The sequence below is a fragment of the Mesorhizobium sp. Pch-S genome, from assembly GCF_004136315.1.
In the GTDB taxonomy this organism is placed as follows: Bacteria; Pseudomonadota; Alphaproteobacteria; order Rhizobiales; family Rhizobiaceae; genus Mesorhizobium.
On record NZ_CP029562.1, the window covers coordinates 1,235,444 to 1,259,706 of the forward strand.

Genomic DNA, 24,263 nt, shown 5'->3' on the forward strand with positions numbered 1-24,263 from the left:
GTAATAACAGAGGCGGTACGCGCCGCGTGCCGCCGGTACTTTCATGGTTGGTTGCATGTCGAATACGAAATTTCATGTCATCGAGAACGAGTGGATCGTGCTCAAGGACGGCACACGGCTGGCCGCGCGCATCTGGATGCCGGACGACGCCGGCAAGGCTGCGCCGGTGCCTGCCGTCCTGGAGTTCCTGCCCTACCGCAAGCGCAACGGTACCGCGCCACGGGATGAATCCAATTATCCGGCGTTTGCCGCTGCGGGCATCGCCGGCGTGCGCGTCGATATTCGCGGCAGCGGCGAATCCGACGGCGTCATCGATGGCGAATACACGCCGCGCGAGCTTTCCGACGCCATCGAGGTGATCGACTGGATCACGGCGCAGCCCTGGTCGAACGGCAGCGTCGGCATGATGGGCATTTCCTGGGGCGGCTTCAACTGCCTGCAGGTGGCGGCGCTGAAGCCGCCGGCCCTGAAGGCGGTGATCTCCATCGCCTCCACGGTCGATCGCTACAATGACGACATCCACTACAAGAACGGCACACACCTGTCGGCGCAGCTGTCCTGGGCGGCGACGATGAGCGCCTACCAGTCGCGCTCGCCGGACCCGGAGATCGTCGGCGAGCGCTGGCGCACCATGTGGCTGGAGCGGCTGGAACAGGAGCCTTTCTTCATGGAGGAATGGCTGTCGCACCAGCGCCGCGACGACTTCTGGAAGCATGGCTCGATCGCCGAGGATTTCGACGGCTTCCCGGTCCCGGCGCTGGTGATTTCCGGCTGGGCCGACGGCTACCGCAACACGCCGCTGAAGGCGGTGGCCGGGATGCCCGGCAAGGCCAAGGCTTTGGTCGGCCCGTGGGTGCACAAATATCCGCATTTCGCCTATCCGAAGCCGCGCGCCGATTTCCACGCCGAAGCGATCGCCTGGTGGCGCCGCTGGCTGTGCGACGAGCAGAACGGCGCCGAGGCCGCGCCGCAGGTGCGTGCCTATATCCTCGACGGTCCGCGTCCGGCGCGCTGGCGCGAGGCAGATCCCGGCTACTGGGTCGCCAAGGACGCATGGCGCGAACCCGAAACCATGACGCTGGCAATCGGTTCCGCTGGGCGGCTGGAACGCGACCCCGCAGGGCGCGCCGACGGCAACGCGCTGCTCAACTCGCCGCTGGATACCGGAACGGCGGCCGGCGAATTCTTCACGCTCAAGCCGGACACGGAAATGGCCGGCGACCAGCGCCTCGACGACGCCGGTTCGCTGACGTTCGAAACCGGGATGTCGATGGATGAATGCGTGATCCTCGGCCAGCCCGTGCTGAAGCTCAGGCTCTCCAGCGACGCGCCGCTTGCCAATCTGGCCGCGCGGCTGGTGGATGTGCATGCCGACGGCACCGCCACCCGCGTCTCATTCGGCGTGCTCAACCTCGCGCATCGCGCGGGCAACGCCGAACCGAGAGCGCTGGAACCCGGCAGGACGGTCGAGGTGGAACTGGTGCTCGACGCCTGCGGCTATCGCTTCGCACCGGGACACCGCATCCGGCTGTCGCTGTCGAGCGCCTATTGGCCGATGATCCTGCCGCCACCGTATGACGCCACGCTGGACGTCGAACTTTCATCCATCGAACTCGGCCTGCCGCTGCTCGGCGAACACCGCCGCATCGATGTGCCGGAGCCGGCCGATCCCGACCCGCTGCCGCGCTACGAGACGCTTGCGCAAGGCTCGGCCGGGCGCGTCGTCGAGCGCGACATGCTGAACGGCGTCACCCGCTACAGGGTCAGCGAGGATACAGGACTGAACCGTCATCCCGGCAATGGCCTGAGCGCGCGCGACACCACCGAACAGGTCTGGTCGATCGTGCCGGGAGATCCGCTGTCGATGACGGCCGAAATCACCATGCACAGCCTTGTCGCCCGCGAGGGCTGGGAAACCCGGACCCGCAGCGTCATCCGGCTGTCCTGCACCGAAACGGAGTGGATCACCTCCGAGCACATGCAGGCCAGCCATGACGGGACCATTGTGTTCGAACGCGAGCGCAGCGCTCGCATCCCGCGCGATCACATGTGAAACCTGTGCAGGAAAGGCCAACGGAATAGCCGCCCGGCGTTTTGGGAAGGCATGGCTTCACAGTTTCGATAATATGGAATACCAGATACGCGTTCGGTATCTGGAGACAAAGACGCTTGCAACGCGGCAACCTATCCCTACGGGTCAAGCGACCGGAAAAAACATTGCGCGAGCTGACACTCGAGCAGATGCGCAATGCCATCATCGATGGCCATTTCAAGCCGAACGAAAGGCTGGTCGAGCGCGACCTGTGCGAACAGCTGGGCGTGAGCCGCACCATTGTCCGCGAGGTCCTGCGCCACCTCGAATCGGAGGGTCTCGTGGCAACGGGCCTCACGCGGGGACCTGTCGTCGCGCAAACCACCACCAAGCAGGCGATGCAGATCTACGAAATCCGCGGGGTGCTGGAAGGTCTGGCGGCCAAGGCCTGTGCCGAAGGCGACCGTGAAGCGATCGCGGGTGCCCTGCAAGCCGTGCTCGACCGGATCCTGGCTGGTTATGCCAAACGCAAGATGGATGCCGTGCTCAAGGAGACGGCCGAATTCTACCGGCTTCTCTTTGCCGGAGCCGAACACGACGTGGCCTGGGACATCGTCTGCTCGCTGACCGCGCGCATCACCCGACTGCGGGCGATGACGATCCGCTCCCCCGGTCGAAGCGAAGAGGGCCCGGCCCAGATGCAACGCATCGTCGACGCAATTCGTGCCGGCAAGGGTGACGAGGCCTATCAGGCCGCGCAAGCCCATATCGGCATCGCCTCCTCCATCGCGCGGCGCCTACTGGAAGAGGCTGCCGGCGACCGCGGCATCTGACGCACCAAACGACCGTATTTTGTCAAACGGGCCAAGGCGATTGCTTGACAGCCATTTTGGTATACCATAATAGCGAATTCCAATAAAGCAGTCCGCGATACAGGGAGAACGCGTTGCCGGCACTCATTCGCAAGACGATCCTGCAGATCGAGACGACGCTGATGGAAGGTGGCAGGGCGGCGGCGGAGCCGCTGCGGATGATCGCCGCCATGGCTGTGATCAAGAATCCCTGGAGCGGCCGCGCCTTCGTCGAAAACCTCAAGCCGGAAATCCACGACGTCGCTCCCGTCCTCGGCGAATTGCTGACCGGCATGATCGTGGAGGCAGCCGGCTCCGGCGCGGCTGTCGAAGGCTACGGCAAGGCAGCCGTGGTCGGCCTCGACGGCGAGATCGAACACGCCTCGGCGCTGATTCACACGCTTCGTTTCGGCAATCACTATCGCGAAGCCGTCGGTGCCAGGACCTATCTCGCCTTCACCAACACGCGCGGCCCCGGCAACGCGCCGATCATGATCCCGCTCATGGACAAGAGCGACGAGGGCCGGCGTTCGCACTATCTGACGATCCAGACCTCCATTCCCGATGCTCCCGCCGCCGACGAGATCGTCGTCGCGCTCGGTGCCTCGATCGGCGGACGCCCGCATCACCGCATCGGCAACCGTTACGAAGACCTCAAGGAACTCGGACGCGATGTTGGCAACCCTGCATCGGTCTAGGACCCGCGGCGGCGCGGCCTATGTCGACAGGGGGCGTGGCGAGCCGCTGCTCCTCATCCATGGCGTCGGCATGCGTCTTGAAGCATGGGCACCGCAGATCGCGGCGCTCGCTCGCGACCATCGCGTCATCGCCGTCGACATGCCCGGCCATGGCGAGAGTGATCGTCTGCCCCGTGGTTCGCAGCTGCCCGACTTCGTGGACTGGTTCGCGACAACCCTGGACGACCTCGGCCTGGGCGCCGTCAACGTCGCCGGTCACTCGATGGGCGCCCTGATCTCAGTTGGACTGGCGGCAACGCATCCCGATCGCATACGTCGAGTCGCCCTGTTGAACGGCGTCTACCGCCGCAGCCCGGAGGCGCGCGCCGCGGTCGAGCAGCGGGCAGCCGCGATGCGGAATAGCGATTTCGACAGGGAAGCGCCGCTGGGTCGCTGGTTTTCCGCCGACGAAGTCGACGGTGAGGCGTATCGTCTCACACGCAGCTGGCTGATGCACAACGATCCGGAGGGCTACACCACCGCCTATGCTGCCTTTGCTGCCGGGGACACCGTCTATGCCGACGCCTGGCCACGGATACAGGTTCCCGCCCTGTTCCTGACCGGCGGTGACGACCCCAACTCCACGCCGCTGATGTCCCGGCAGATGGCACAGGCCGCAGTCAACGGCCGTTGCCTGGTCATCGACGCACATCGCCATATGGTGAACCTCACGGCGCCCGAACAGGTCAACCGGGCGATGCAGGAATGGCTCGAGGAGGTGCCGGCATGAGCAAGCCCGACCCGCGCGCGTTGCGCGACGCTTTTGGTGCGTTTCTGACCGGCGTCACGGTGGTCACGACACATGATGCGGATGGAGCGCCGATCGGCTTCACCGCCAACTCCTTCGCCAGCGTATCGCTGGAACCGCCACTCTTGCTGGTGTGTCTCGCCCGCAGCTCGCGCAATTTCGGCCCGCTCACGCAAGCGCCGGGTTTCGCGGTCAACATCCTGTCCCAGGGCCAGAAAGAGGTTTCGAACACCTTCGCCCGCCCGGTGGAAGATCGCTTCGCGACGGTGGACTGGACGGTTGGACCGAATGGTTCGCCGATCCTCTCCGACGTGGCGGCCTGGTTCGACTGCACGATGCACCAGATCGTCGATGGCGGCGATCATGTCGTCCTTCTCGGCCGGATCGAAGCCTTCTACAATGGCCAGTTGAACGGCCTCGGCTACGCACGGGGCGGCTATTTCGTCCCCGAGCTTGCGCAGAAGGCGGTTTCGGTTGCGTCTTCGGAGACGGGTACGATTGCCGGCACTGTCGCCACCCGGGCAGGCCAGGTGCTGCTTTTGCGCGGGCCGGCCGGGCGCTTTGCACTCCCGTCGTGCGTGCTCGCCAGCGGCGACGGCCCCGATCAGCTGCAGACCTTTGTCGGCGGCCTTGCGGGCGTCGCCGCCTCGCTGGGCTTCATCTATTCGGTCTACGAGGATCGCAAGACCGGCAAGCAGCATCTCGTCTATCGTTGCGAGCTTGGGCCGGGAGACATCAGAACCGGGCAACTGTTCCCGGTCGACGCGCTGCCGCTCGACAACCTCGTCGATGCACCGACCGCCGATATCCTCGGCCGCTACGCTTCGGAGAGCGTGCTCGGCAATTTCGGCATGTATGTGGGCGACGAGCAGAGCGGCAAGGTCGTGTCCGTAGGCAAGGGTTCATCATGAAGTTCTCTCTTTTCGCCCATATGGAGCGGCTCGACGCCGGACAGGACCAGAAGCAGCTCTATGACGAGTTCATCGCCCTGTGCGAGATCGCCGACCGCGGTGGCATGCATGCGATCTGGACCGGCGAGCATCATGGGATGGATTTCACCATCGCACCGAATCCCTTCATCAATCTGGCCGATCTCGCGCGTCGCACCCGCAATGTCCGGCTCGGCACCGGCACCGTGGTCGCGCCGTTCTGGCATCCGATCAAGCTGGCCGGCGAAGCCGCCATGGTGGACATCATATCGGACGGCCGCCTCGATATCGGCATCGCGCGAGGCGCCTACAACTTCGAATATCAGCGCCTTTCTCCCGGCATGGATGCCTGGGGAGCCGGCCAGAGGCTGCGCGAGATGGTGCCGGCGCTCAAGGCCCTCTGGGCCGGCGACCATGCCATGGAAGGCGAGTTCTGGTCGTTTCCTGCCACCACCTCGGCGCCGAAGCCGCTGCAGAAACCGCATCCGCCGATCTGGGTGGCGGCACGCGATCCCAATTCGCATGAATTCGCGGTCGCCAATGGCTGCAACGTGCAGGTGACGCCACTGTGGCTCGGCGATGAGGAGGTCGAGGGTTTGATGACGCGGTTCAACGAAGCCTGCGCCAAGCACCCGGACGTATCACGGCCGAAGATCATGGTGCTGCGCCACACCTATGTCGGCACCGGCGAGGCGGACCTCGAGCAGGCGGCCAGGGAGATCAGCGTCTACTACAACTATTTCGGGGCCTGGTTCAAAAACGAAAAGCCCATCCGGCAGGGCCTGATCGAACGGCTCACGGATGACGAGATCGCCGCGAACGCGATGTATGCGCCCGACGTCATGCGCCGCAACAATGTCGTCGGCACCCCCGACGAGGTGATCGCGCGGCTGAAGCACTACGAAGCACTCGGCTATGACGAATATTCTTTCTGGATCGATACCGGCATGAGCTTCGAGCGCAAGCGCGCCTCGCTGGAGCGCTTCATCGCATCGGTCATGCCGGCATTTGCGGGGTGAACGCGATGGACCGTTTCCAGCATTACATCGACGGCGCCTTCGAGGACGCGACGTTCAGCTTCGAAAGCCTCGATCCCGCCACCGGCGAGGCGTGGGCGGTGATGCCCGAGGCGCGCGAAGCGGAAGTCGAGCGCGCGGTCGCCGCCGCCCATCGCGCATTGCATGAAGGCCCTTGGCCACAGATGACGGCAAGCGCCCGCGGCAAGCTGCTCTACAGGCTTGCCGACCTCGTCGCGGAACATGCCGGACGGCTGGCGGAGCTGGAAACGCGCGACACCGGCAAGATCATTCGCGAGACGTCCGCCCAGATCGCCTATGTGGCCGAATATTACCGCTACTATGCCGGCCTCGCTGACAAGATCGAAGGTTCCTTCCTGCCGATCGACAAGCCGGACATGGATGTCTGGCTGCGGCGCGAGCCGATCGGCGTGGTCGCCGCGATCGTGCCCTGGAACAGCCAGCTCTTCCTTGCCGCGGTGAAGATCGGCCCGGCGCTCGCCGCCGGATGCACGCTGGTCGTCAAAGCCTCGGAAGACGGTCCGGCGCCGCTGCTGGAGTTCGCACGCCTGATCGACAAGGCAGGCTTTCCCGCCGGCGTCGTCAATGTTCTGACCGGCTTCGGGCCGACCTGCGGTTCGCTGCTCACTCGCCATCGCGATATTGCCCATGTCGCCTTCACCGGCGGCCCGGAGACCGCGCGGCACGTGGTGCGCAATTCCGCTGAAAACCTTGCCAGCACCTCGCTTGAACTCGGCGGCAAATCCCCCTTCGTCGTCTTCGCCGACGCAGACCTGGAAAGTGCCGCCAATGCACAGGTGGCCGGCATCTTCGCCGCCTCCGGCCAGAGCTGCGTCGCGGGCTCGCGGCTGATCGTCGAGGCTTCCGTGAAGGATCGTTTCCTTTCCATCCTCAAGGACAAGGCCGAAGCCATCAGGATCGGCTCGCCGCAGGACCGGGAGACGGAAATGGGACCGCTGTGCACCGAGCGGCAGCGCCGGCATATCGAAAGCATCGTCGAACAATCGGTCGCGGCCGGAGCCAGGCTGGTCACGGGCGGCAGCACGCCGTCCGGATCCGGCTACTTCTACCCGCCGACGATCCTCGACTGCACGAAGATAGAGGCGGAGTCCGTCCGGCGGGAACTGTTCGGCCCGGTGCTGTCGGTGCTCGAATTCCACGATGAGGAGGAAGCGGTCCGGCTCGCCAACGACACGCCCTTCGGCCTTGCCTGCGGCGTGTTCACGCAGAACCTGACGCGAGCGCATCGCCTGTCGAAACGCATCCGCGCCGGCATCGTCTGGATCAACACCTATCGCGCGGTCTCGCCGATCGCGCCATTCGGCGGCTACGGCCAATCCGGCCATGGACGTGAAGGGGGTCTCGCGGCCGCCCTCGATTTTACCAAGACCAAGACGGTGTGGCTGAGGACATCGGACGAACCGATCCCAGACCCCTTCGTCATGCGGTGATCAAGCAAGCAGGGAAAAATCCCGGGAGGAGATGAAATGCGCAACGCGATCGTAACGGCAGTCTTCTGCATCACCATGCTCAGCGGCGCCGCCTCGGCCGACGAGATGGTGTTCACCAGTTGGGGCGGCACCACCCAGGACGCCCAGAAGGCAGCCTGGGCGGACAAGTTCACCGCCACCACCAAGATCAATGTCCTGCAGGATGGCCCAACCGACTACGGCAAGATCAAGGCCATGGTCGAAGCCAACGCCGTCACCTGGGACGTGGTCGACGTCGAGGGTGACTACGCCGTCCAGGCCGGCGACAGCGGCCTTCTGGAGAAACTCGACTTTTCCGTCATCGACAAGTCGAAGCTCGATCCGCGCTTCGTCACCGACTACAGCGTGGGCAGCTTCTATTATTCCTTCGTCATCGGCTGCAACGGCAATGCCGTGGCCGCGTGTCCCAAGACCTGGGCCGAACTGTTCGACACGACGAAATTCCCCGGCAAGCGAACTTTCTACAAATGGTCGGCGCCGGGCGTCATCGAGGCAGCACTGCTCGCCGACGGCGTTGCGCCGGACAAGCTCTATCCGCTCGACCTCGACCGCGCCTTCAAGAAGCTCGACACGATCAAGAGCGATATCATCTGGTGGACGGGCGGTGCGCAGTCACAGCAATTGCTGGCGTCCGCGGAAGCCCCCTATGGCAGCTTCTGGAACGGCCGCCTGACCGCGCTCGAACAGACCGGCGTCGCGGTCACCGTTTCCTGGGATCAGAACATCACCGCCGCCGACTCGCTGGTCATTCCAAAGGGCGCGAAGAACAAGGATGCGGCCATGAAGTTCATCGCGCTGGCCTCGAGTGCCGAAGGCCAGAAGGACTTCGCGGTTCCGACCGGCTATGCGCCCACCAATCTCGACTCTGCCGCGTTGATGGACGAAGCCGTCCGCAAGCTGCTTCCCGACGCCCAGTCGGCGAGCCAGATCAATGCCGACATGAAGTACTGGGCAGAGAACCGCGACGCCATCGGCAGCCGCTGGTACGCCTGGCAAGCCAAGTAAAAGTACGCAGAGAGGAAGAGTTAGGGCGCCTGCTGGAAACACTCCAGGAAACAGATATGGCCATTTCGCATCCCGACATATCGGCCAGCACGCGCGCACCCAGCGGCTTCGCCTATGCACTGCCGGCACTGCTGCTGCTCGGGCTGTTCTTCGTGGTGCCGGTGATGATGCTTTTGGTGCGCAGCGTGCTGGAACCACAGCCCGGCTTCGGCAACTATGTCGAGTTGCTCGGCTCCTCCACCTATCTGCGCATCTTCTTCAATACCTTCCTCGTGTCCGCGGTGGTCACCCTGCTGTCGGTGCTGATCGGTTTTCCCGTCGCCTGGATGCTCGCCATCATGCCGTCGCGATGGGCGGCAGTGCTGTTCGCCATCATCGTGCTCTCCATGTGGACCAATCTGCTGGCGCGCACCTATGCCTGGATGGTTCTGCTCCAGCGCACCGGCCTCATCAACAAGACCCTGATGAACCTCGGCCTGATCGACCAGCCGCTGGCGCTGGTGAACAATCTCACCGGTGTCACGATCGGCATGGTCTACATCATGCTGCCCTTCGTCATTCTGCCGTTGCCGGGGTCATCAGGAATATAGACCCGGCCATATTGCAGGCAGCGTCGGTGTGCGGGGCGACCCGCTGGCAATCGCTCGTCCGTGTTCTCATCCCCCTCGCCCTGCCGGGCGTGGTGGCGGGCGCGCTGATGGTCTTCGTCATGTCGCTCGGCTACTTCGTGACGCCGGCACTGCTGGGGGGCACCTCCAACATGATGCTGGCGGAGATGATCGCGCAGTTCGTCCAGTCGCTGGTGAACTGGGGCATGGGCGGCGCCGCGGCTTTTGTCCTGCTGGTCGTGACACTCGCCATCTATGCGGTTCAGCTGCGCCTGTTCGGCGCCGGTCGCATCGGCCAGGGAGGTTGATGCCGTGCTGCTCGACTTCGACCGTCTCGGCAGCTGGAAATGGGCGCTCGCCGCAATCACCATCCTGGTCGCGCTGTTCCTGCTGGTGCCGATCCTGTTCATTGCCGTGCTGTCCTTCGGCAGCTCCCAATGGCTGATCCTTCCGCCACCCGGCTGGACCTTGAAATGGTATGAGAGCCTGTTCTCCGATCCGCGCTGGCTGCAATCCGCCTGGACCAGCGCCAAGGTGGCTTCCGCCGTGACGGTGCTGTCGGTCGTCATCGGCCTGTTTGCGTCTTTGGCGCTGACGCGCGGCACCTTCAAGGGACGCGGGGTGCTGCGCGCGCTGTTCATCACCCCAATGATCCTGCCCGTCGTCGTGCTGGCGGTCGCACTGTATGCTTTCTTTCTCAGGATCGGGCTCAGCGGCACGCTGACCGGATTTGTCCTTGCCCATCTGGTGCTTGCCTTGCCGTTCTCGATCATCTCGATCAGCAACGCGCTGGAAGGCTTCGACAGGTCGATCGAAGATGCGGCCATCCTCTGCGGAGCACATCCCTGGGAGGCGCGCTGGCGCATCACCTTGCCGGCGATAAGCCACGGACTGTTCGCCGCCGCGATCTTCTCCTTCCTGGTGTCCTGGGATGAGGTCGTCGTCGCCATCTTCATGGCCAGCCCGACACTGCAAACCCTGCCCGTCAAGATCTGGACCACACTGCGCCAGGACCTGACGCCCGTCATCGCGGCCGCGTCGACACTGCTCGTCCTGTTCACGGCCGCGCTGATGCTGCTGGCCGCCATGCTTCGAAAAGGCCTGAAGAAATGACGATGCCCTATCTCGCGATCCGAAACATCCGAAAGCAATATGGCGACGTCGTCGCAGTCAGCGACGTGACGCTGGACATCGCCAAGGGCGAATTCATGACTTTCCTCGGTCCCTCGGGGTCCGGCAAGAGCACGACACTCTATGCACTGGCCGGTCTCCAGCAGCCGACGTCGGGCGACATCCTGCTCGAAGGCAGATCCCTGCTCTCGGTTCCTTCGCACAAGCGCAACATCGGCATGGTGTTTCAGCGCTACACCCTGTTTCCCCACCTGTCTGTCGGCGACAACATCGCCTTTCCGCTCAGCGTGCGACGCCGGCCGAAAGCCGAGATCGATGCCGCCGTGCAGCGATGCTTGAAACTGGTGCGGCTGGAAGGCTTCGCCGACCGCATCCCGGCCAAACTGTCAGGCGGCCAGCAGCAGCGCGTGGCACTTGCCCGCGCGCTCGCCTACGATCCGCCGGTCCTTTTGATGGATGAACCTCTGTCAGCGCTCGACAAGAAACTGCGCGAGGAGATCCAGTACGAGATCCGCCGCATTCACCAGGAGACAGGCGTCACCATCCTCTATGTCACGCACGATCAGGAAGAAGCATTGCGGCTATCCGATCGCATCGCCGTGTTCAGCAAGGGTGTGATCGATCAGGTCGGCACGGGTACGGAACTCTACACCCATCCCGCCACCCGCTTCGTGGCCGAATTCATCGGCGACTCGGATTTTCTCGGCGGCCGCGTCGAAAGAGCCGACGGCAAGCATGCCGACATCAGGATCGGCGTGGATCTCGTGATGCGCGGCGTGCCGGTCCATGGCGCGGCCAAAGCCGGCACCTCGGCCGCGATCATGCTGAGGCCCGAGCGCATCAGCCTCTCGCAGCGGAAACCTGCCCAGCCGGCGCTTGCGGCGACCATCCGCGACATCACCTTTCTCGGCAACAACACCCATGTGCAGGCACAGACGCCGAACCGCGAGGATATCTCGGTGCGCCTGCCGTTTGGCCATGAATCGGCCGCGGGCCTCAGCACCGGGCAACAGGTCTGGTTGAGCTGGGACGCGTCGGCGGCTCATGCATTCTGTGAATCGGCGACGTGAAGGCCGTCGAATCCGAACGCTCCGCCACGGCGGTCTATTCGCAATCCATAATATAAAGCACTGAATTCATTACATAATTGTAATGTCGCCATTCAGTTTTGGTTCATCTTTCGGGACCTAATCCTCTTCGTGCGAACACATGAGGAGTTACGCCAATGAAACGTCCAATTCTCTCCGGCCTGGCGATTTCAATGCTTGCCGCATCGAGCCTGCCGGGCTTTGCCGCGCCGATCGCGGTTCCGAGCGTTCCGGATTCGAACGTCATCTCGGCGCAGTACCGGGAACCGGTTCGGAAGGAACGCCGCGTCGTCAACGAACGCGTCATCGTCAAGAAGAAGGTCGTCACCAAGCAGGTGGTCAAGCAGCGCTGGAAGAACGGCCAGCGCTACGAAAGCTGGCGCAGTGCGAAAGGCATGAAGGACTACAGCCGCTATGGCCTGCGCCGTCCCGGACCGGGGCAGCATTGGGTACGCGCCGGCAACGACTATCTGCTGGTCGGCATCGCCACGGGCGTGATCGCGAGTGTGATCGCAGCGCGATAAGCGCAGCATTGCCTCCCAGCAAAAAGGCGACCCTGGTGGGTCGCCTTTTTCCGTATCAGTCAGAGCATTTTGTAGCCAAGCGGCATCACTTAGCGTTCCAAAAATGCGCCGAAAACAAAGACTTAGAGCGTTTCCGCGTTTTCGTGAAAAATGGGAACGCTCTAGTCCGCGCCAACTTCGAGAGCGAAGCCATCGTCGTTATTCGACGGCGGCAAAGTCGGCCGGATCGAAGTCGTAACGCGTCGAGCAGAACTCACATTCGACACTGATGCGGCCCTCTTCCGTGCTGTCCTTGATCTCCTGCGCGGTGAAGCCTTCAAGAATGCCGCGGATCTTGTCGGACGAGCAGGAGCACTGGTCGGCGACGTGAACCTCGTCGAACACGCGCACGCCATGCTCATGGAACAGGCGATAGAGCAGCCGTTCGGTTCCGACGGTCGGGTCGATCAGTTCAGCCGGTTCGACGGTGGCCAGCAACGCCAGCAATTCCTGCCAGGAATTGTCGATCGGATCGAGCACCGCTTCCGCCGTATCGCCGTCACCGCCCGGCAGATCGGCCAGGCGCATGCGCTCCGGTGCCTCGGGCAGGAACTGCGCGAGCAGACCACCGGCGCGCCATTGCTTGCGCCCGCCCGGCAGCACCAGCTGGGCGACAGCCAGTCGCAGGTCGGTCGGGATCTGTTCCGACTGCCTGAAATAGGTGCGCGCGGCCTCTTCCAGCGAGGTGTTGTCGAGCTGGACGATGCCTTGGTAGCGCTGCGTGTAGGCGCCCTGGTCGATGGTGAGCGCGAGCACGCCGGAGCCCAGCAAGGTCTCCGCCGTCACGTCGCCGGCAGCGGTCGCCGCCGCCAGCTTGTCGGCATCGAAACGGGCATAGGCGCGCAGGGCGTTCGGCGTCGAGAAGTCGGCGACCAGCATGTCCACCGGCCCGTCGGTGCGGGTCTGCAGGATGAACTTGCCGTCGAACTTCAGCGAAGTGCCGAGCAGCACGGTGACGACGCAGGCTTCCGCCAGAAGCCGGGCAACCGGCTCCGGATAATCATGGCGCGACAGGATGGCGTCGAGCATCGGCCCGAGTTGCACGGCGCGACCGCGCACGTCGAGCGGGCCGACCTCGAACGGCACGACATGGTCGTCGCCGGCATGGCCGAATTCGCCGAGTTTGGGTCCCGTTTCCGTCATTCCATGTTCAGTCAAAATGGTCGTTTCCAACATGACAAAGTCTCCCGGCGCGGCACAACCGCCCTTTTTGGGGAGCATGCCTTCAAACGCCAATGATTTGCGTGATGCCCGGGAGATAGGCATCACACCTCGTCGTATCAAGTCGCAGGCCCTGATCGCAAAACCGTGGACACTTTTGCGGGGCCTGCTGGGTATCAAGTCGCAGGCCCTGATCGCAAAACCGTGGACACTTTTGCGGGGGTCTGCCGGTATCAAGCAGCCGGCATCAGGCGCCCAGGCACCAGGCCAGCACCGCCTTCTGCGCGTGCAGCCTGTTCTCGGCCTCATCGAACACCACGGAATTCGGGCCGTCGATCACCTCGTCGGTCACTTCCTCGCCGCGATGGGCGGGCAGGCAGTGCATGAACAGGGCGTCTTTTTTGGCCTTGGCCATCAGTGCGGCATTGACCTGATAGGGCACGAACACGTTGTGGCCGCGGGCGCGATGCTCCTGGCCCATCGAGACCCAGGTGTCGGTGACGACGCAGTCGACCTGGTCGACCGCTTCCTCGGCCGAACGGGTGAAGCGGATCCTGCCGCCATTGCCCTTGGCCCAATCGACGAATTTCTGCTCCGGCTCGCTGCCTTCCGGCACGGCGACGTTCAGGTTGAACGCAAAACGCGCCGATGCCTCGACGAGCGAGTGCAGCACGTTGTTGCCGTCGCCGGTCCAGGCGAAGGTCTTGCCGGCCACCGGCCCACGATGTTCCTCGTAGGTCATGATGTCGGCCATCAGCTGGCAGGGGTGGGTATCGTCGGTCAGGCCGTTGATGACCGGAACCGTGGCGTTCTCGGTGAGTTCGAGCAGCCGGTTGTGCGCGGTGGTGCGGATCATGATCGCATCGACATAACGCGACAGCACCTTGGCCGTGTCGGCGATGGATTCCGAACGGCCGAGCTGCATCTCCGTGCCGGTCAGCATGATCGTCTCGCCGCCGAGCTGGCGCATGCCGACATCGAAGGAGATGCGCGTGCGTGTCGACGGCTTGTCGAAGATCATCGCCAGCACCTTGCCGTCGAGCGGCTTCGAGCGCTCGCCGGCCTTGAGGCGGGCCTTGCGGGCCGACGCGTCATCCAGGATGGCGCGCAGGTCGGTTGCGGAAACGGTGGACAGGTCTGTGAAGTGACGAACGCTCATCATGCCGTCCGGTTACTTCGCCGCGGCCGCGACGGCTTCCGACAGGCCCCTGGCGGCACCGCGGATACGCTTCAGGCCTTCCTGGATGTCGGCTTCAGTGACGGTGAGCGGCGGCAGCAGGCGGATGACGTTGTCGCCGGCCGGCACCGCCAGCAGATGCTGGTCACGCAGGGCGCCGTTGACGGTGCCATTCGGCATGACGCATTTGAGGCCGAGCATCAGGCCATCGCCGCGAATGCCTTCGATGACATCCGGGAATTCGTCGGCAACGGCCGCCAGCCCCTGCTTGAACAGCAGCGCCTTGCGGTTGACGTCTTCCAGGAAACCCTCATCCAGCACCACGTCGAGCACGGCGTTGCCGACGGCCATGGCGAGCGGATTGCCGCCGAAGGTGGTGCCATGCACGCCGGCGGTCATGCCGCGCGCAGCTTCGTCGGTGGCCAGGCACGCGCCCATCGGGAAGCCGCCGCCGATGCCCTTGGCGATCGCCATCAGGTCCGGGGTCACGCCGGCCCACTCATGCGCGAACAGCTTGCCGGTGCGGCCGATGCCGCACTGGACCTCGTCGAAGATCAGCAGCAGGCCGTGCTTGTCGCACAGCTGGCGCAGGCGCTTCAGCGACTGCAGCGGGAACGAGCGGATGCCACCCTCGCCCTGCAGCGGCTCGAGCAGGATCGCCGCGGTCTCGGGCGTGATCGCCTTTTCAGCGGCCTCGATGTCGTCGAACGGCACCTGGTCGAAACCGTCGACCTTCGGGCCGAAGCCTTCCAGATATTTGTACTGGCCGCCGGCGGCGATGGTGGCCAGCGTGCGGCCGTGGAAGGCGCCTTCGAAGGTGATGACGCGGAAACGCTCGGCATGGCCGGTGACGAACTGGTAGCGGCGCGCCGTCTTGATCGCGCACTCCAGCGCCTCGGCGCCCGAATTGGTGAAGAACACCTTGTCGGCAAAGGTCGCTTCGACCAGCCGTTCGCCGAGGCGGCGCTGTCCCGGGATCTCATAGAGATTGGAGACGTGCCAGAGCTTGTCGGCCTGGTCCTTCAGCGCCGCAACCAGATGCGGATGACCGTGACCCAGCGAGTTGACGGCAATGCCGGCGGCAAAATCGAGGTATCGGTCGCCCTTTTCCGTCACCAGCCAGGAACCCTCTCCTCGCTCGAAAGCCAGGGGTGCACGGGCAAAGGTCTCGTAAAGCGCCGAACCGCTCATTATATGCTGCTCCGGTACTGAAAAAATAAAAGCCGCCCAAGCGGCGGCTATTGGCAGCTTATCGTGTTTTTCAGCCATGAAGTCAACGAAAAGCTCTTTTACAGCACCGCCTGGACCAACCTGTTTCAGCTGGCGGAATTTGAATGTCGAAAATCGCTGGCGCAGCCAAGTTGGGGAAAACTGCGAAATCCGATTCGTGTTGCAGTTGGGACTCTTGTCACCGAGTCAGCGCATCGGTAATTGTGAATGAGAAATAGCTAGATTTCGTACGGCGGATCCAATCACCCCAGATATGTGGTGCCCGCCCGGCGCGAGCCGGAACGATTTTGGATTCTGAAAACACCGGACGGTTCAAAGGAGCGCGGTCTTATGAACTGGACTGACGAGCGAGTAGAACTCTTGAGGAAACTGTGGTCGGAGGGTCTGAGCGCAAGCCAGATCGCGGCCCAGCTCGGCGGAGTGAGCCGCAATGCGGTCATTGGCAAGGTACACCGGCTGAAGCTGTCCGGTCGTGGTCGCACCACGGCCGCACCGGCACGGCAGAAGAAGGCGCCAGCCGCCAGCGGTGCTTCGTCGACGAAGTCGACGACACGCGCTGCCGCCAGCACCTCGCATCGCCATGTCACTGCCTCGATCGGCGCGACCGCGCTGCAGGTGCAGTTCGACGCCGAGCCGGTGGCGCGCCAGTATCTGCGCCCGGTGGAAAATGTCGTGGTGCCGATCTCGCGGCGCCTGCAGCTCACCGAGCTGACCGAGCGCACCTGCAAGTGGCCGAACGGCGACCCGCTGACGGAGGAATTCCACTTCTGCGGCAACGATGCCGGCGAAAGCGGTCCTTACTGCGCCTATCACTCGCGCATCGCCTTCCAGCCTGCCTCGGAACGCCGCCGGCTGCGCTGAAGGCAGGGAAACAAGGGATTAAGCATCAGGGCAGCAGGCGACCACGCCGCTGCCCTTTTTCTTTGTCCTGCTGCCTGTTGCCTTCCTGCCCTGGATCAATACGGGAGCCGCTCGTGAGCACAACAACCCAACTTGCGGTGATCGGGCGCGGCCTGATCGGGTCGGCAGCCGCGCGTCATCTTGCCAGGATGGGGCACGATGTTGCGCTGATCGGACCGGATGAACCGGCTGACTTTTCGCGCCATGATGGCGTCTTTGGCAGCCATTACGATGAAGGCCGGATCACGCGGCGGCTCGATTCCCAGCCGTTCTGGCTGCAGATGAACTGCGCCGCACTTTCGCGATATGACGAAATCGCCGCGGCGAGCGGTGTGGACTTCTATCACGAAGCCGGAGCCCTGCATGTCGGCCTCGCCGAGGACCCCGACGTCACGTCGATCGGCGACATCGCCGCCGCGGCAGGAATTGCCTGCGAGTCTTATGCGGGCAGCGCACTGGCGGAACGCTTTCCGTTCCTGAAGTCGACGACCGGCATGCTGGGATTCTTCGAACCCCACGATGCCGGATATATCAGCCCGCGCCGCCTGGTCCGGGCGCAGACGATCGCGGCCGAGCGCGCTGGGGCCAGGATCGTCAACGAAGCGGTCCTCGGCATTTCCGAGCATGGTTCCGGTGTGACGATCCGCACGCGATCGGGCGATATCGATGCCGAACGTGTTCTCGTCGCGGCGGGCGGACACACCCAGTCGCTGCTCGGCAGATCGTTCGGCGCGACCGTCTATGCACGAACCGTGGCCCTGTTCAGGCTCGACGCGGCCGAGGTCCGGCGCCTCGCCGGAATGCCGTCCATGCTCTGCATCGGCACCAAGGGCGACGATCCCTACATCCTGCCGCCGGTGCTCTATCCCGATGGCCAGTACTGGCTGAAGCTCGGCGGCGATCCGGTCGATATCGCGCTCGAAAGCGAAGCCGACATCAGGGACTGGTTCCGCTCGGGCGGATCGATACAAGTGGCCGACCGACTCGAGACGCAGATCCTCGAGCGCATTCGCAGCCTCACATTCGAGGAACGCCGCGTGGTGCCCTGCATGACCACCTACGGCAAGACAGGACTGCCCCACATCGGTCCGCTTTCCGATCGCGTATCGGTTGCCTTCTGCTGCTACGGCAGGAGCGCGAAATGTTCGGACGAACTGGGTCGGCTGGGTGGCATGGCCCTGCTCGGAGAGGTCAGGCCGGAACTGGCGCCCTGAAGGTCGGGAATTAAGGTAGCAGGGGATCAAGGCATTAGGCAGCAGGCGATTTCGCCGCTGCCTTTTTCATTGCCTACTCCCTTATTCCCTTATTCCCTTATTCCCTTATTCCCCCGCCATGCTTTCCCGCAGCCGATGCCGGCGGAAATTCAAGGCCACGGCGATCATCAGGACGATGCCGACGCAGATGAGGAGAACGGCGCTGCGCAGGCCGTCGGCGGTGGCGGCAAGACGCAGCGCACCGGTCAGCTCGCCGACGGGCGCATTGGCGATCGGCACCAGCATGGCAAGGCCGAGCGCATAACCGATCTGCTGGGCGGTGGAAGCCAGCCCCGACGCGATGCCCTGCTCGCGCTGCAGCACATCCGTCGCCACGGCGGCGAACATGATGGTGAATGTCGCGCCCATGCCGAGACTGAGGATCACCAGCGCGGGCAGCAGGGCCGGGAAGGTGCTGTGCGCCGACAGCACCGCGCCGTACATCAGCGTCCCGGCCAGCCCGACGACGAGGCTGCCGATCAGCGCCACACGCACGCCAAGCCGCGACGCCAGCGTGCCGCCGATCGACGAGCCGACGAAGATCCCGGCATAGGGCACGAGATAGGCCAACCCGGTCTGCAGCGCGCTGTATTGCAGCACGACCTGGAAATGGATGGTCAGGAAGTAAAGCAGCGAGCCGAAGGTGATCGTGTAGAGCAGGATGGTGGCGATGCCCGTCGTCAGGTTGCGGTTCCTGAGCAGGTGCAGCGGCAGCAGCGGGTCGCCGCTGCGGTATTCGACCGCCACAAAGATGGCAAGCAGGATGGCTGCCGCGGCCAGGCTGGCAAGGATCACCGGCGAGCTCCAGCCGGCTTCCGGCCCCTGCACCAGCCCGAAAACCAGCAGCGTTATCGCAGCCGTCGCAGTCGTCGCGCCCGGCAGGTCGAAATGCCGTGCCTGCGCCGAATGCCTGTCCGGATGGATCAGCATCAGGGCCAGGACGATGCCGATCAGCGAAAGCGGGACAACGACGAAGAACACCGCCCGCCAGCCCCAGGTTTCGGTGAGCACACCGCCGAGCAGGGCGCCGAGCGCCATGCCGCTGCCGCCGACGCCAGCCCATATGGCGATGGCGCGATTGCGCTGCGGCCCCTCATGGAACAGCGTGTTGATCAGCGACAGGGTGGCCGGGAACAGGAAGGCGCCGCCGATACCCTGGACCGCACGGGCGGCGACCAGCAGGGTGGAATTGCCGGCAAGGCCGCCGGCGAGCGAGGCCACCGCGAACAGCAGCAGGCCGAGGATGAACATGCGCCGCCGACCGAGCAGGTCGCTCGCGCGCCCGCCAAGCATCAGCAACCCGCCATAGGGAACGACGAAGGCACTGATGATCCATTGCTGGGACTGCGCCGAGAAGCCCAGGCTGCCGCCGATTTCGGGAAGCGCCACGAACACGATCGTATAGTCGATCGAGATGATCAGATGGGCGAAGGCGAGCAGGGCCATGACCGCAGGCAGGTTGCGCTTTTCCGGCATGGCCGTCTCTTTGTGGGTATCGGTCGACATTGCGTGCTCCATGAAATGAGCCGCGCTGCGTGAAGAGGAGCGCGTTTTGCCGACCGTTACCCCTCGTATCCGGAGCTTCACACCTAACAATTTCGCAGCGCCTCCCTACAATTCTGTATGCCGCTTTCGCAGACTCACGGAGATCACATGGATTGGGACGACCTGAAACTGGCGCTCGCCATCGCCCGGCATGGCTCGTTGACCGCGGCGGCGCGCGCGCTGGGTGTCAGCCAGCCCACCGTCGGCCGCAGGCTGGAGAGTTTCGAGCGGAAGATCGGCGTCAACCTCTTCGACCGCAGCCTGGAAGGCCTGAAGCCGACGACACTGGGCGCCGCACTTTTCGACAGCCTGTCGATGATGGAGGAAGGCGCGCTCTCCGTCGAGCGGCGCATCGCCTCGCGCAACACCGGACTGGAGGGCCCGATCGTGGTGACCAGCCTCGACTGGCTCGCCGATTTCCTGACCGCGCCGATCGTCGCCCGTTTCGCTGCCCTGCACCCGCTGGTGTCGATCGAGCTGCTCAACGACACAAGGGTCTTCAACCTGTCGCGCCACGAAGCCGACATCGCCTTCCGCTTCGGCAAGTTCGAGCAGGAGGACCTGGTGGTGCGCAAGGTGGCGGATGTCGCCTACGGGCTCTATGCGTCCAGCACCTATCTCGAACGCATGGGGCTGCCTGATATCGAGGCAGGCTGTCCGGACCACACGATCGTCATGCTGCACCAGGCGGCCGGGCATGTCTGCTACCGGGACTGGCTGGCGGCGCTCGCGCCCAACGCGCATGTGCTGATGCGGACGAATTCCGTGCAGTCGCATATCGCGACGGTGGAAGCCGGCATCGCCATGGGGGTGCTGCCGCGTTATGTGGCAGACCAGAGGGACGGCCTGATCCGCATCGAGACCGGCCGGCACGAGCCGGTGCAAAGCGTGCAGATGGGGGTGCATGCCGACATGCGCGACAATCCCCGCGTCCGCGCACTGCTGGACTTCGCCGCGCGGGAGTTCAGGCAGCTTTCCTCGCTGCTGGCCCCGGGGTGAGCAGCGCCAGCGTCTGTATCTCCCCCTTGCGGGGGAGAAAGCGATGTCAGCATCTTAGACGAGCACGCCCTTTAGGGCGGCGCAGGCTAAGTGCTAGAAATCCAAGAGAGGGGATTTGCCGGCACACCGCTCGCAGGCTGTTGTCCTCTGTCCCCCAAACACAGGCCTCTCAGCTGAAAATCCCCTCTCTTGGATTTTCTACGACTTAGACTGCGCCGCAAGGGGGGAGATAAGGTCGCGCATCCCGCCCCCATACGCTTTCGCATGCCCCCTCTGCGATGCTGGCGGATAGACGGCGGCGGGCCACTGTCTGCACGATAATCCTGATTGTCCCTTTTGCAGGATCCTGAAATGCGTCAGCCGAACCCGTCGCTGCTTGCCCGCAGCGCCCTCATTGCCGCCGCGATGACGGCCGCTGCCATGACAGCCACGCCGGCGTGGTCGGCCGCGTGCACCGTCAAGGTCGATCACGACGTGCCAGCCAGAATGCGCGATGGCACGACCCTGCTGGCCGATGTCTATCGCCCTAACGAAGCCGGCACCTATCCGGTGCTTTTGATGCGGCTGCCCTACAACAAGAGCGATGCGCAGGCCTTCGTCTATGCCCGGCCGGAAGCCTATGCCTCGCACTGCTACATCGTCGCCATCCAGGACGTGCGCGGCCAGTACAAATCCGAGGGCACGTTCTATCCGTTCCGCAACGAGGGTGCCGACGGCTATGACAGCGTCGAATGGGCCGCCGCCCTGCCCGGTTCGAGCGGCAAGGTCGGCATGTATGGCTTCTCCTATGTCGGCGCCACCCAATGGCTTGCTGCCGCCGAACGGCCACCGCACCTGGTGGCAATCGCGCCAGCGCAGACCGGATCCGACTATTTCAACGGCTGGACCTATGAAGGCGGGGCGCTGTCGCAGGCCTTCGTGCAGTCATGGCCGCTCACATCGGTGGCGTTGTCGGCGTCGCGGCGGCTCGGCAACCAGCAGGCGCTGAACGACATCCAGGCTGCCGCCGGCAGGCTTTCGTCGGTCTATGCCCAGTCGCCGCTGTCGCGGCTGCTGCCCGCGTCGCAATACGAAGACACGGTTGCGCCCTACTACGGCGACTGGATCACCCACAACACCTGGGATGCCTACTGGAAACCCTGGAGCATCCGCGCGCGCTATGACCAGGTCGCCGTGCCCGCGCTCAACCTCGCCGGCTGGTACGACGTCTTCCTGCGCGGCGGCGTGGAGAACTATTCCGGCATGCGGGAAAGAGGCGGCTCGGACGCGGCGCGTTCGGGACAACGCCTGGTCATCGGGCCTTGGAGCCACATGCCATGGCTGCAGAAGGTAGGCGAACTGGATTTCGGCGCCGAGGCGAGCAATCCGATCGACGCGCTGCTGCTGCGCTGGTTCGACCATTGGCTGAAGGGCGAGGCCAACGGGCTCGACGCCGACAAGCCGGTCCGCATCTTCGTCATGGGGGCCAATCGCTGGCGCGAGGCCGACAGCTGGCCGCCGGCGGAAGCCAAGACCGTATCGTTCTACCTGCAGAGCCGGGGGCAGGCCAACACCCGCTTCGGCAATGGCAGCCTGACGGCAGAGAAGCCCGAGGAGCAATTCCAGCAAAAGTGCGCAGCGGTTTTGCGTCCGGAATTGTGTGAAAACAAAGAACCAGAGCGTTTCCGCGTTTCCGTGAAAAACGGAAACGCTCTGGCCGAACAGGCGGCCGACCAGTACCGCTACGATCCCGCCGATCCGGTGCCGAGCGCCGGCGGGCACTCATGCTGTTCACCCGACAGTGCGCCGATCGGCCCGATGGATCAGGCGAACATCGAAGACCGTGCCGACGTGCTTTATTACGCAACGCCACCGCTGGAGCAGGACATGGAGGTGACGGGGCCGGTCACGGTCGAACTCTACGCGAGCTCGTCTGCCGTCGACACGGATTTCACCGCCAAGCTCGTCGACGTCCATCCCGACGGCAAGGCCTACAACCTCGCCAATGGCATCATCCGCGCCAGCATGCGCGAAACCCTCGAGCGCCGCACGCCGATCGAACCGGGCAAGGTCACCAAATATACCATCGACCTCGGGCCGACATCATCGCTGTTCCAGCGTGGCCACCGCATCGCGCTCGAAATCTCCAGCTCCAATTTCCCGCATTACGACCGCAATCCGAACAACGGCAAGCTCGACGGTACCGGAGCTCCTGTGGTGGCCGAGCAGCGGGTCCTGCACGACACCGCAAACCCCTCACGGCTGCTGCTTTCCGTCATGCCGAAACCGATCAGCGCTGCGCCGTGAGGCGCGGCGATTTCGCGAAACCTCAAGACAACCGGACCACGACACCATGAGAATAGATGTACACGCCCATGCCTGGAGCAGCGACTATCTGGACCTGCTCGAAGGTTTCGGCAGAAGCGAAGTCGCGGCATACCGCCAGCTGGGCGCCGGCGTGACCGACGATGAACTCGCCACCCGCTTCGCCATGCTCGATGCCGTCGGCATCGACCTGCAGGTGCTGACGGCGACGCCGCTTTCCCCGCATTTCGAGGATGAGGCAACCGCAATCGCGGCGGCGCGGAAGGTCAATGACGACTATGCGGCGCTCGTCAGGCAACACCCCAACCGGTTCCGGGCGATCGCTTCGCTGCCCCTCCCCCATATCGACGCTTCGCTTGCCGAGCTCGACCGGGCGATCTCGGAGCTCGGCATGCTGGGCGCCTGCATCACCACCTCGGTGCTCGGCCGTTCGATCGCCGACGCGCAATTCGAGCCACTTTACCGCGAACTCAACCGCCGGCAGAGCGTGCTGTCGGTGCACCCTGCCGGCCATGGCGCGCATTCGCCGCTGATCACGGAGCATCAGCTGACCTGGTCGATCGGCGCGCCGGTCGAAGACACGGTCGCCGCCATGCAGCTGATCCTGAAGGGCATCCCGAGCCGCTTCCCCGATATCAAGATCATCATCCCGCATTTCGGCGGGCTGCTGCCGCTGACGCTGGAAAGGATCGACCAGCACGTCGCCTGGGAGGCGCCCGGAACCCCGGAAAAGCCGAGCCTTGCCGCGCAACGCCTGTGGTACGACACGGTCGGACACGACCACGTACCGGCGCTGCGGGCAGCAGTCGAAACGTTCGGCGCCAATCGGCTGCTGTTCGGCACGGACTTCCCCTTCCAGCCCGGCGAATTCTTCGCAACCACCGTCGACTACATCGAGCGGGCCGGGCTGGCCCGGCGGGATGTCGAGGCGATCCTCGATCGGAATGCGGGACAGCTTTTCAAGCTGAGTGAGTAGCGAATAGTGAAGTAGCAGCGGGTGCTCGCTACCTCACTAATCACTACTCCCTCCCTCTACTCCGCCACGAACTCCACCTTGATGCGGTCCGGGTCCTCGACGAACAGGGCGTAATAGTCCTTGCCGCCATTGGCGAAGGGATATTTCTCGTCATAGAGGCAGTGGATTCCGTTCTCGATGCAGTATTGCCGGAGCGCATCGACGGCTTCCCTGCCCTTGACCTTGAAGGCGAGATGATTGAGGCCGACACCGCAGCGGTGGTAGCGGTGTTCCTTATGTTTCTCGGCGACCTGCACGAAGGTCAGGTAGCCGTCGTCGCCATGATCGAGCGTGAATCCGTCATCCCAATGGCCGGTTTCCTCATAGCCGATCCGGGCCAGGATGCTGGCCCAGAACGCATGCGAGGCCTTGATGTCGGAGACGTAGATTTCGACGTGGTGAAGCATGGGGGTCCCTAGGCAATAGGCAATCGGCAGTCGGCAGTCGGCAGTCGGAGGCA

General features: G+C 64.1%; 21 protein-coding genes and 1 pseudogene. 17 read left to right on the forward strand and 5 right to left on the reverse strand.

Going from position 1 to position 24,263, the window contains the following annotated elements:
• The first annotated feature begins 55 nt into the window (after window positions 1-55).
• The 12 genes and pseudogenes from C1M53_RS05745 to C1M53_RS05800 all read left to right on the forward strand — a co-directional run bounded on the left by C1M53_RS05745 (window position 56) and on the right by C1M53_RS05800 (window position 12,180).
• Window positions 56-2,053: a CocE/NonD family hydrolase gene (locus tag C1M53_RS05745; RefSeq protein ID WP_129411362.1), complete on the forward strand. Its 1,998-nt coding sequence runs from the start codon at window positions 56-58 to the stop codon at window positions 2,051-2,053.
• Between the two features lie 164 nt (window positions 2,054-2,217).
• Entirely contained in the window at window positions 2,218-2,865 is a 648-nt protein-coding gene (locus tag C1M53_RS05750; protein WP_245488463.1) for a GntR family transcriptional regulator, read from the forward strand.
• A 113-nt stretch (window positions 2,866-2,978) separates the two neighbouring features.
• Window positions 2,979-3,581 (forward strand): amino acid synthesis family protein, encoded by a 603-nt coding sequence (locus tag C1M53_RS05755; RefSeq protein WP_129411363.1) that lies wholly within the window; start codon window positions 2,979-2,981, stop codon window positions 3,579-3,581.
• A complete protein-coding gene (locus C1M53_RS05760) occupies window positions 3,556-4,350 on the forward strand; it encodes an alpha/beta fold hydrolase (RefSeq protein WP_129411364.1) in 795 nt (264 codons plus the stop codon). Before C1M53_RS05755 ends, C1M53_RS05760 begins: the two co-directional genes overlap by 26 nt.
• The gene (locus C1M53_RS05765; protein ID WP_129411365.1) at window positions 4,347-5,279 is read left to right on the forward strand and encodes a flavin reductase; all 933 of its coding nucleotides are present in this window, start codon (window positions 4,347-4,349) and stop codon (window positions 5,277-5,279) included. The genes C1M53_RS05760 and C1M53_RS05765 overlap by 4 nt, the downstream gene beginning before the upstream one ends.
• Entirely contained in the window at window positions 5,276-6,316 is a 1,041-nt protein-coding gene (locus C1M53_RS05770; protein WP_129411366.1) for an LLM class flavin-dependent oxidoreductase, read from the forward strand. Before C1M53_RS05765 ends, C1M53_RS05770 begins: the two co-directional genes overlap by 4 nt.
• Window positions 6,317-6,321: 5 nt before the next feature.
• The gene (locus C1M53_RS05775) at window positions 6,322-7,785 is read left to right on the forward strand and encodes an aldehyde dehydrogenase (protein WP_129411367.1); all 1,464 of its coding nucleotides are present in this window, start codon (window positions 6,322-6,324) and stop codon (window positions 7,783-7,785) included.
• Window positions 7,786-7,821: 36 nt separating this feature from the next.
• Entirely contained in the window at window positions 7,822-8,829 is a 1,008-nt protein-coding gene (locus C1M53_RS05780) for an ABC transporter substrate-binding protein (RefSeq protein WP_129411368.1), read from the forward strand.
• 56 nt (window positions 8,830-8,885) lie between these two features.
• Window positions 8,886-9,745: pseudogene (locus C1M53_RS05785) on the forward strand (ABC transporter permease).
• A 4-nt stretch (window positions 9,746-9,749) separates the two neighbouring features.
• Window positions 9,750-10,550, forward strand: a complete 801-nt coding sequence (locus C1M53_RS05790) for an ABC transporter permease (protein WP_129411369.1) — start codon at window positions 9,750-9,752, stop codon at window positions 10,548-10,550.
• Window positions 10,547-11,638 carry an ABC transporter ATP-binding protein gene (locus C1M53_RS05795; RefSeq protein WP_129411370.1) on the forward strand — a complete coding sequence of 364 codons (1,092 nt, stop codon included), beginning with the start codon at window positions 10,547-10,549 and terminating at the stop codon, window positions 11,636-11,638. Before C1M53_RS05790 ends, C1M53_RS05795 begins: the two co-directional genes overlap by 4 nt.
• 155 nt (window positions 11,639-11,793) lie before the next feature.
• The gene (locus C1M53_RS05800; RefSeq protein WP_129411371.1) at window positions 11,794-12,180 is read left to right on the forward strand and encodes an RcnB family protein; all 387 of its coding nucleotides are present in this window, start codon (window positions 11,794-11,796) and stop codon (window positions 12,178-12,180) included.
• 198 nt (window positions 12,181-12,378) lie between these two features.
• Here the strand turns inward: C1M53_RS05800 and C1M53_RS05805 are convergent, their stop codons facing one another.
• The 3 genes from C1M53_RS05805 to C1M53_RS05815 all read right to left on the reverse strand — a co-directional run bounded on the left by C1M53_RS05805 (window position 12,379) and on the right by C1M53_RS05815 (window position 15,748).
• The gene (locus tag C1M53_RS05805) at window positions 12,379-13,395 is read right to left on the reverse strand and encodes an Hsp33 family molecular chaperone (RefSeq protein ID WP_129411372.1); all 1,017 of its coding nucleotides are present in this window, start codon (window positions 13,393-13,395) and stop codon (window positions 12,379-12,381) included.
• A 232-nt stretch (window positions 13,396-13,627) separates the two neighbouring features.
• Entirely contained in the window at window positions 13,628-14,539 is a 912-nt protein-coding gene (gene argF / locus C1M53_RS05810) for an ornithine carbamoyltransferase (RefSeq protein WP_129416039.1), read from the reverse strand.
• A 12-nt stretch (window positions 14,540-14,551) separates the two neighbouring features.
• Window positions 14,552-15,748 carry an aspartate aminotransferase family protein gene (locus tag C1M53_RS05815; protein ID WP_129411373.1) on the reverse strand — a complete coding sequence of 399 codons (1,197 nt, stop codon included), beginning with the start codon at window positions 15,746-15,748 and terminating at the stop codon, window positions 14,552-14,554.
• Window positions 15,749-16,117: 369 nt separating this feature from the next.
• Between C1M53_RS05815 and C1M53_RS05820 the strand changes: the two genes are divergently transcribed.
• On the forward strand, window positions 16,118-16,648 hold the full coding sequence (locus C1M53_RS05820; protein WP_129411374.1) for a GcrA family cell cycle regulator: 531 nt from the start codon (window positions 16,118-16,120) through the stop codon (window positions 16,646-16,648).
• 113 nt (window positions 16,649-16,761) lie between these two features.
• Window positions 16,762-17,901, forward strand: a complete 1,140-nt coding sequence (locus tag C1M53_RS05825; protein ID WP_129411375.1) for an FAD-dependent oxidoreductase — start codon at window positions 16,762-16,764, stop codon at window positions 17,899-17,901.
• 105 nt (window positions 17,902-18,006) lie between these two features.
• Here the strand turns inward: C1M53_RS05825 and C1M53_RS05830 are convergent, their stop codons facing one another.
• A complete protein-coding gene (locus tag C1M53_RS05830; protein WP_207213070.1) occupies window positions 18,007-19,446 on the reverse strand; it encodes an MFS transporter in 1,440 nt (479 codons plus the stop codon).
• Between the two features lie 147 nt (window positions 19,447-19,593).
• Here C1M53_RS05830 and C1M53_RS05835 point away from each other — a divergent pair, with 147 nt between their 5' ends.
• From C1M53_RS05835 to C1M53_RS05845, 3 genes are all read left to right on the forward strand, one after another.
• A complete protein-coding gene (locus C1M53_RS05835; RefSeq protein WP_165358055.1) occupies window positions 19,594-20,484 on the forward strand; it encodes a LysR family transcriptional regulator in 891 nt (296 codons plus the stop codon).
• Between the two features lie 351 nt (window positions 20,485-20,835).
• Entirely contained in the window at window positions 20,836-22,770 is a 1,935-nt protein-coding gene (locus tag C1M53_RS05840; RefSeq protein WP_129411377.1) for a CocE/NonD family hydrolase, read from the forward strand.
• Between the two features lie 46 nt (window positions 22,771-22,816).
• Window positions 22,817-23,764: an amidohydrolase family protein gene (locus C1M53_RS05845; protein WP_129411378.1), complete on the forward strand. Its 948-nt coding sequence runs from the start codon at window positions 22,817-22,819 to the stop codon at window positions 23,762-23,764.
• Window positions 23,765-23,820: 56 nt separating this feature from the next.
• Here C1M53_RS05845 and C1M53_RS05850 read toward each other — a convergent pair whose 3' ends face one another.
• Window positions 23,821-24,210, reverse strand: coding sequence for a VOC family protein (locus tag C1M53_RS05850; RefSeq protein ID WP_129411379.1), 390 nt, complete (start codon window positions 24,208-24,210; stop codon window positions 23,821-23,823).
• Window positions 24,211-24,263: the final 53 nt, after the last annotated feature.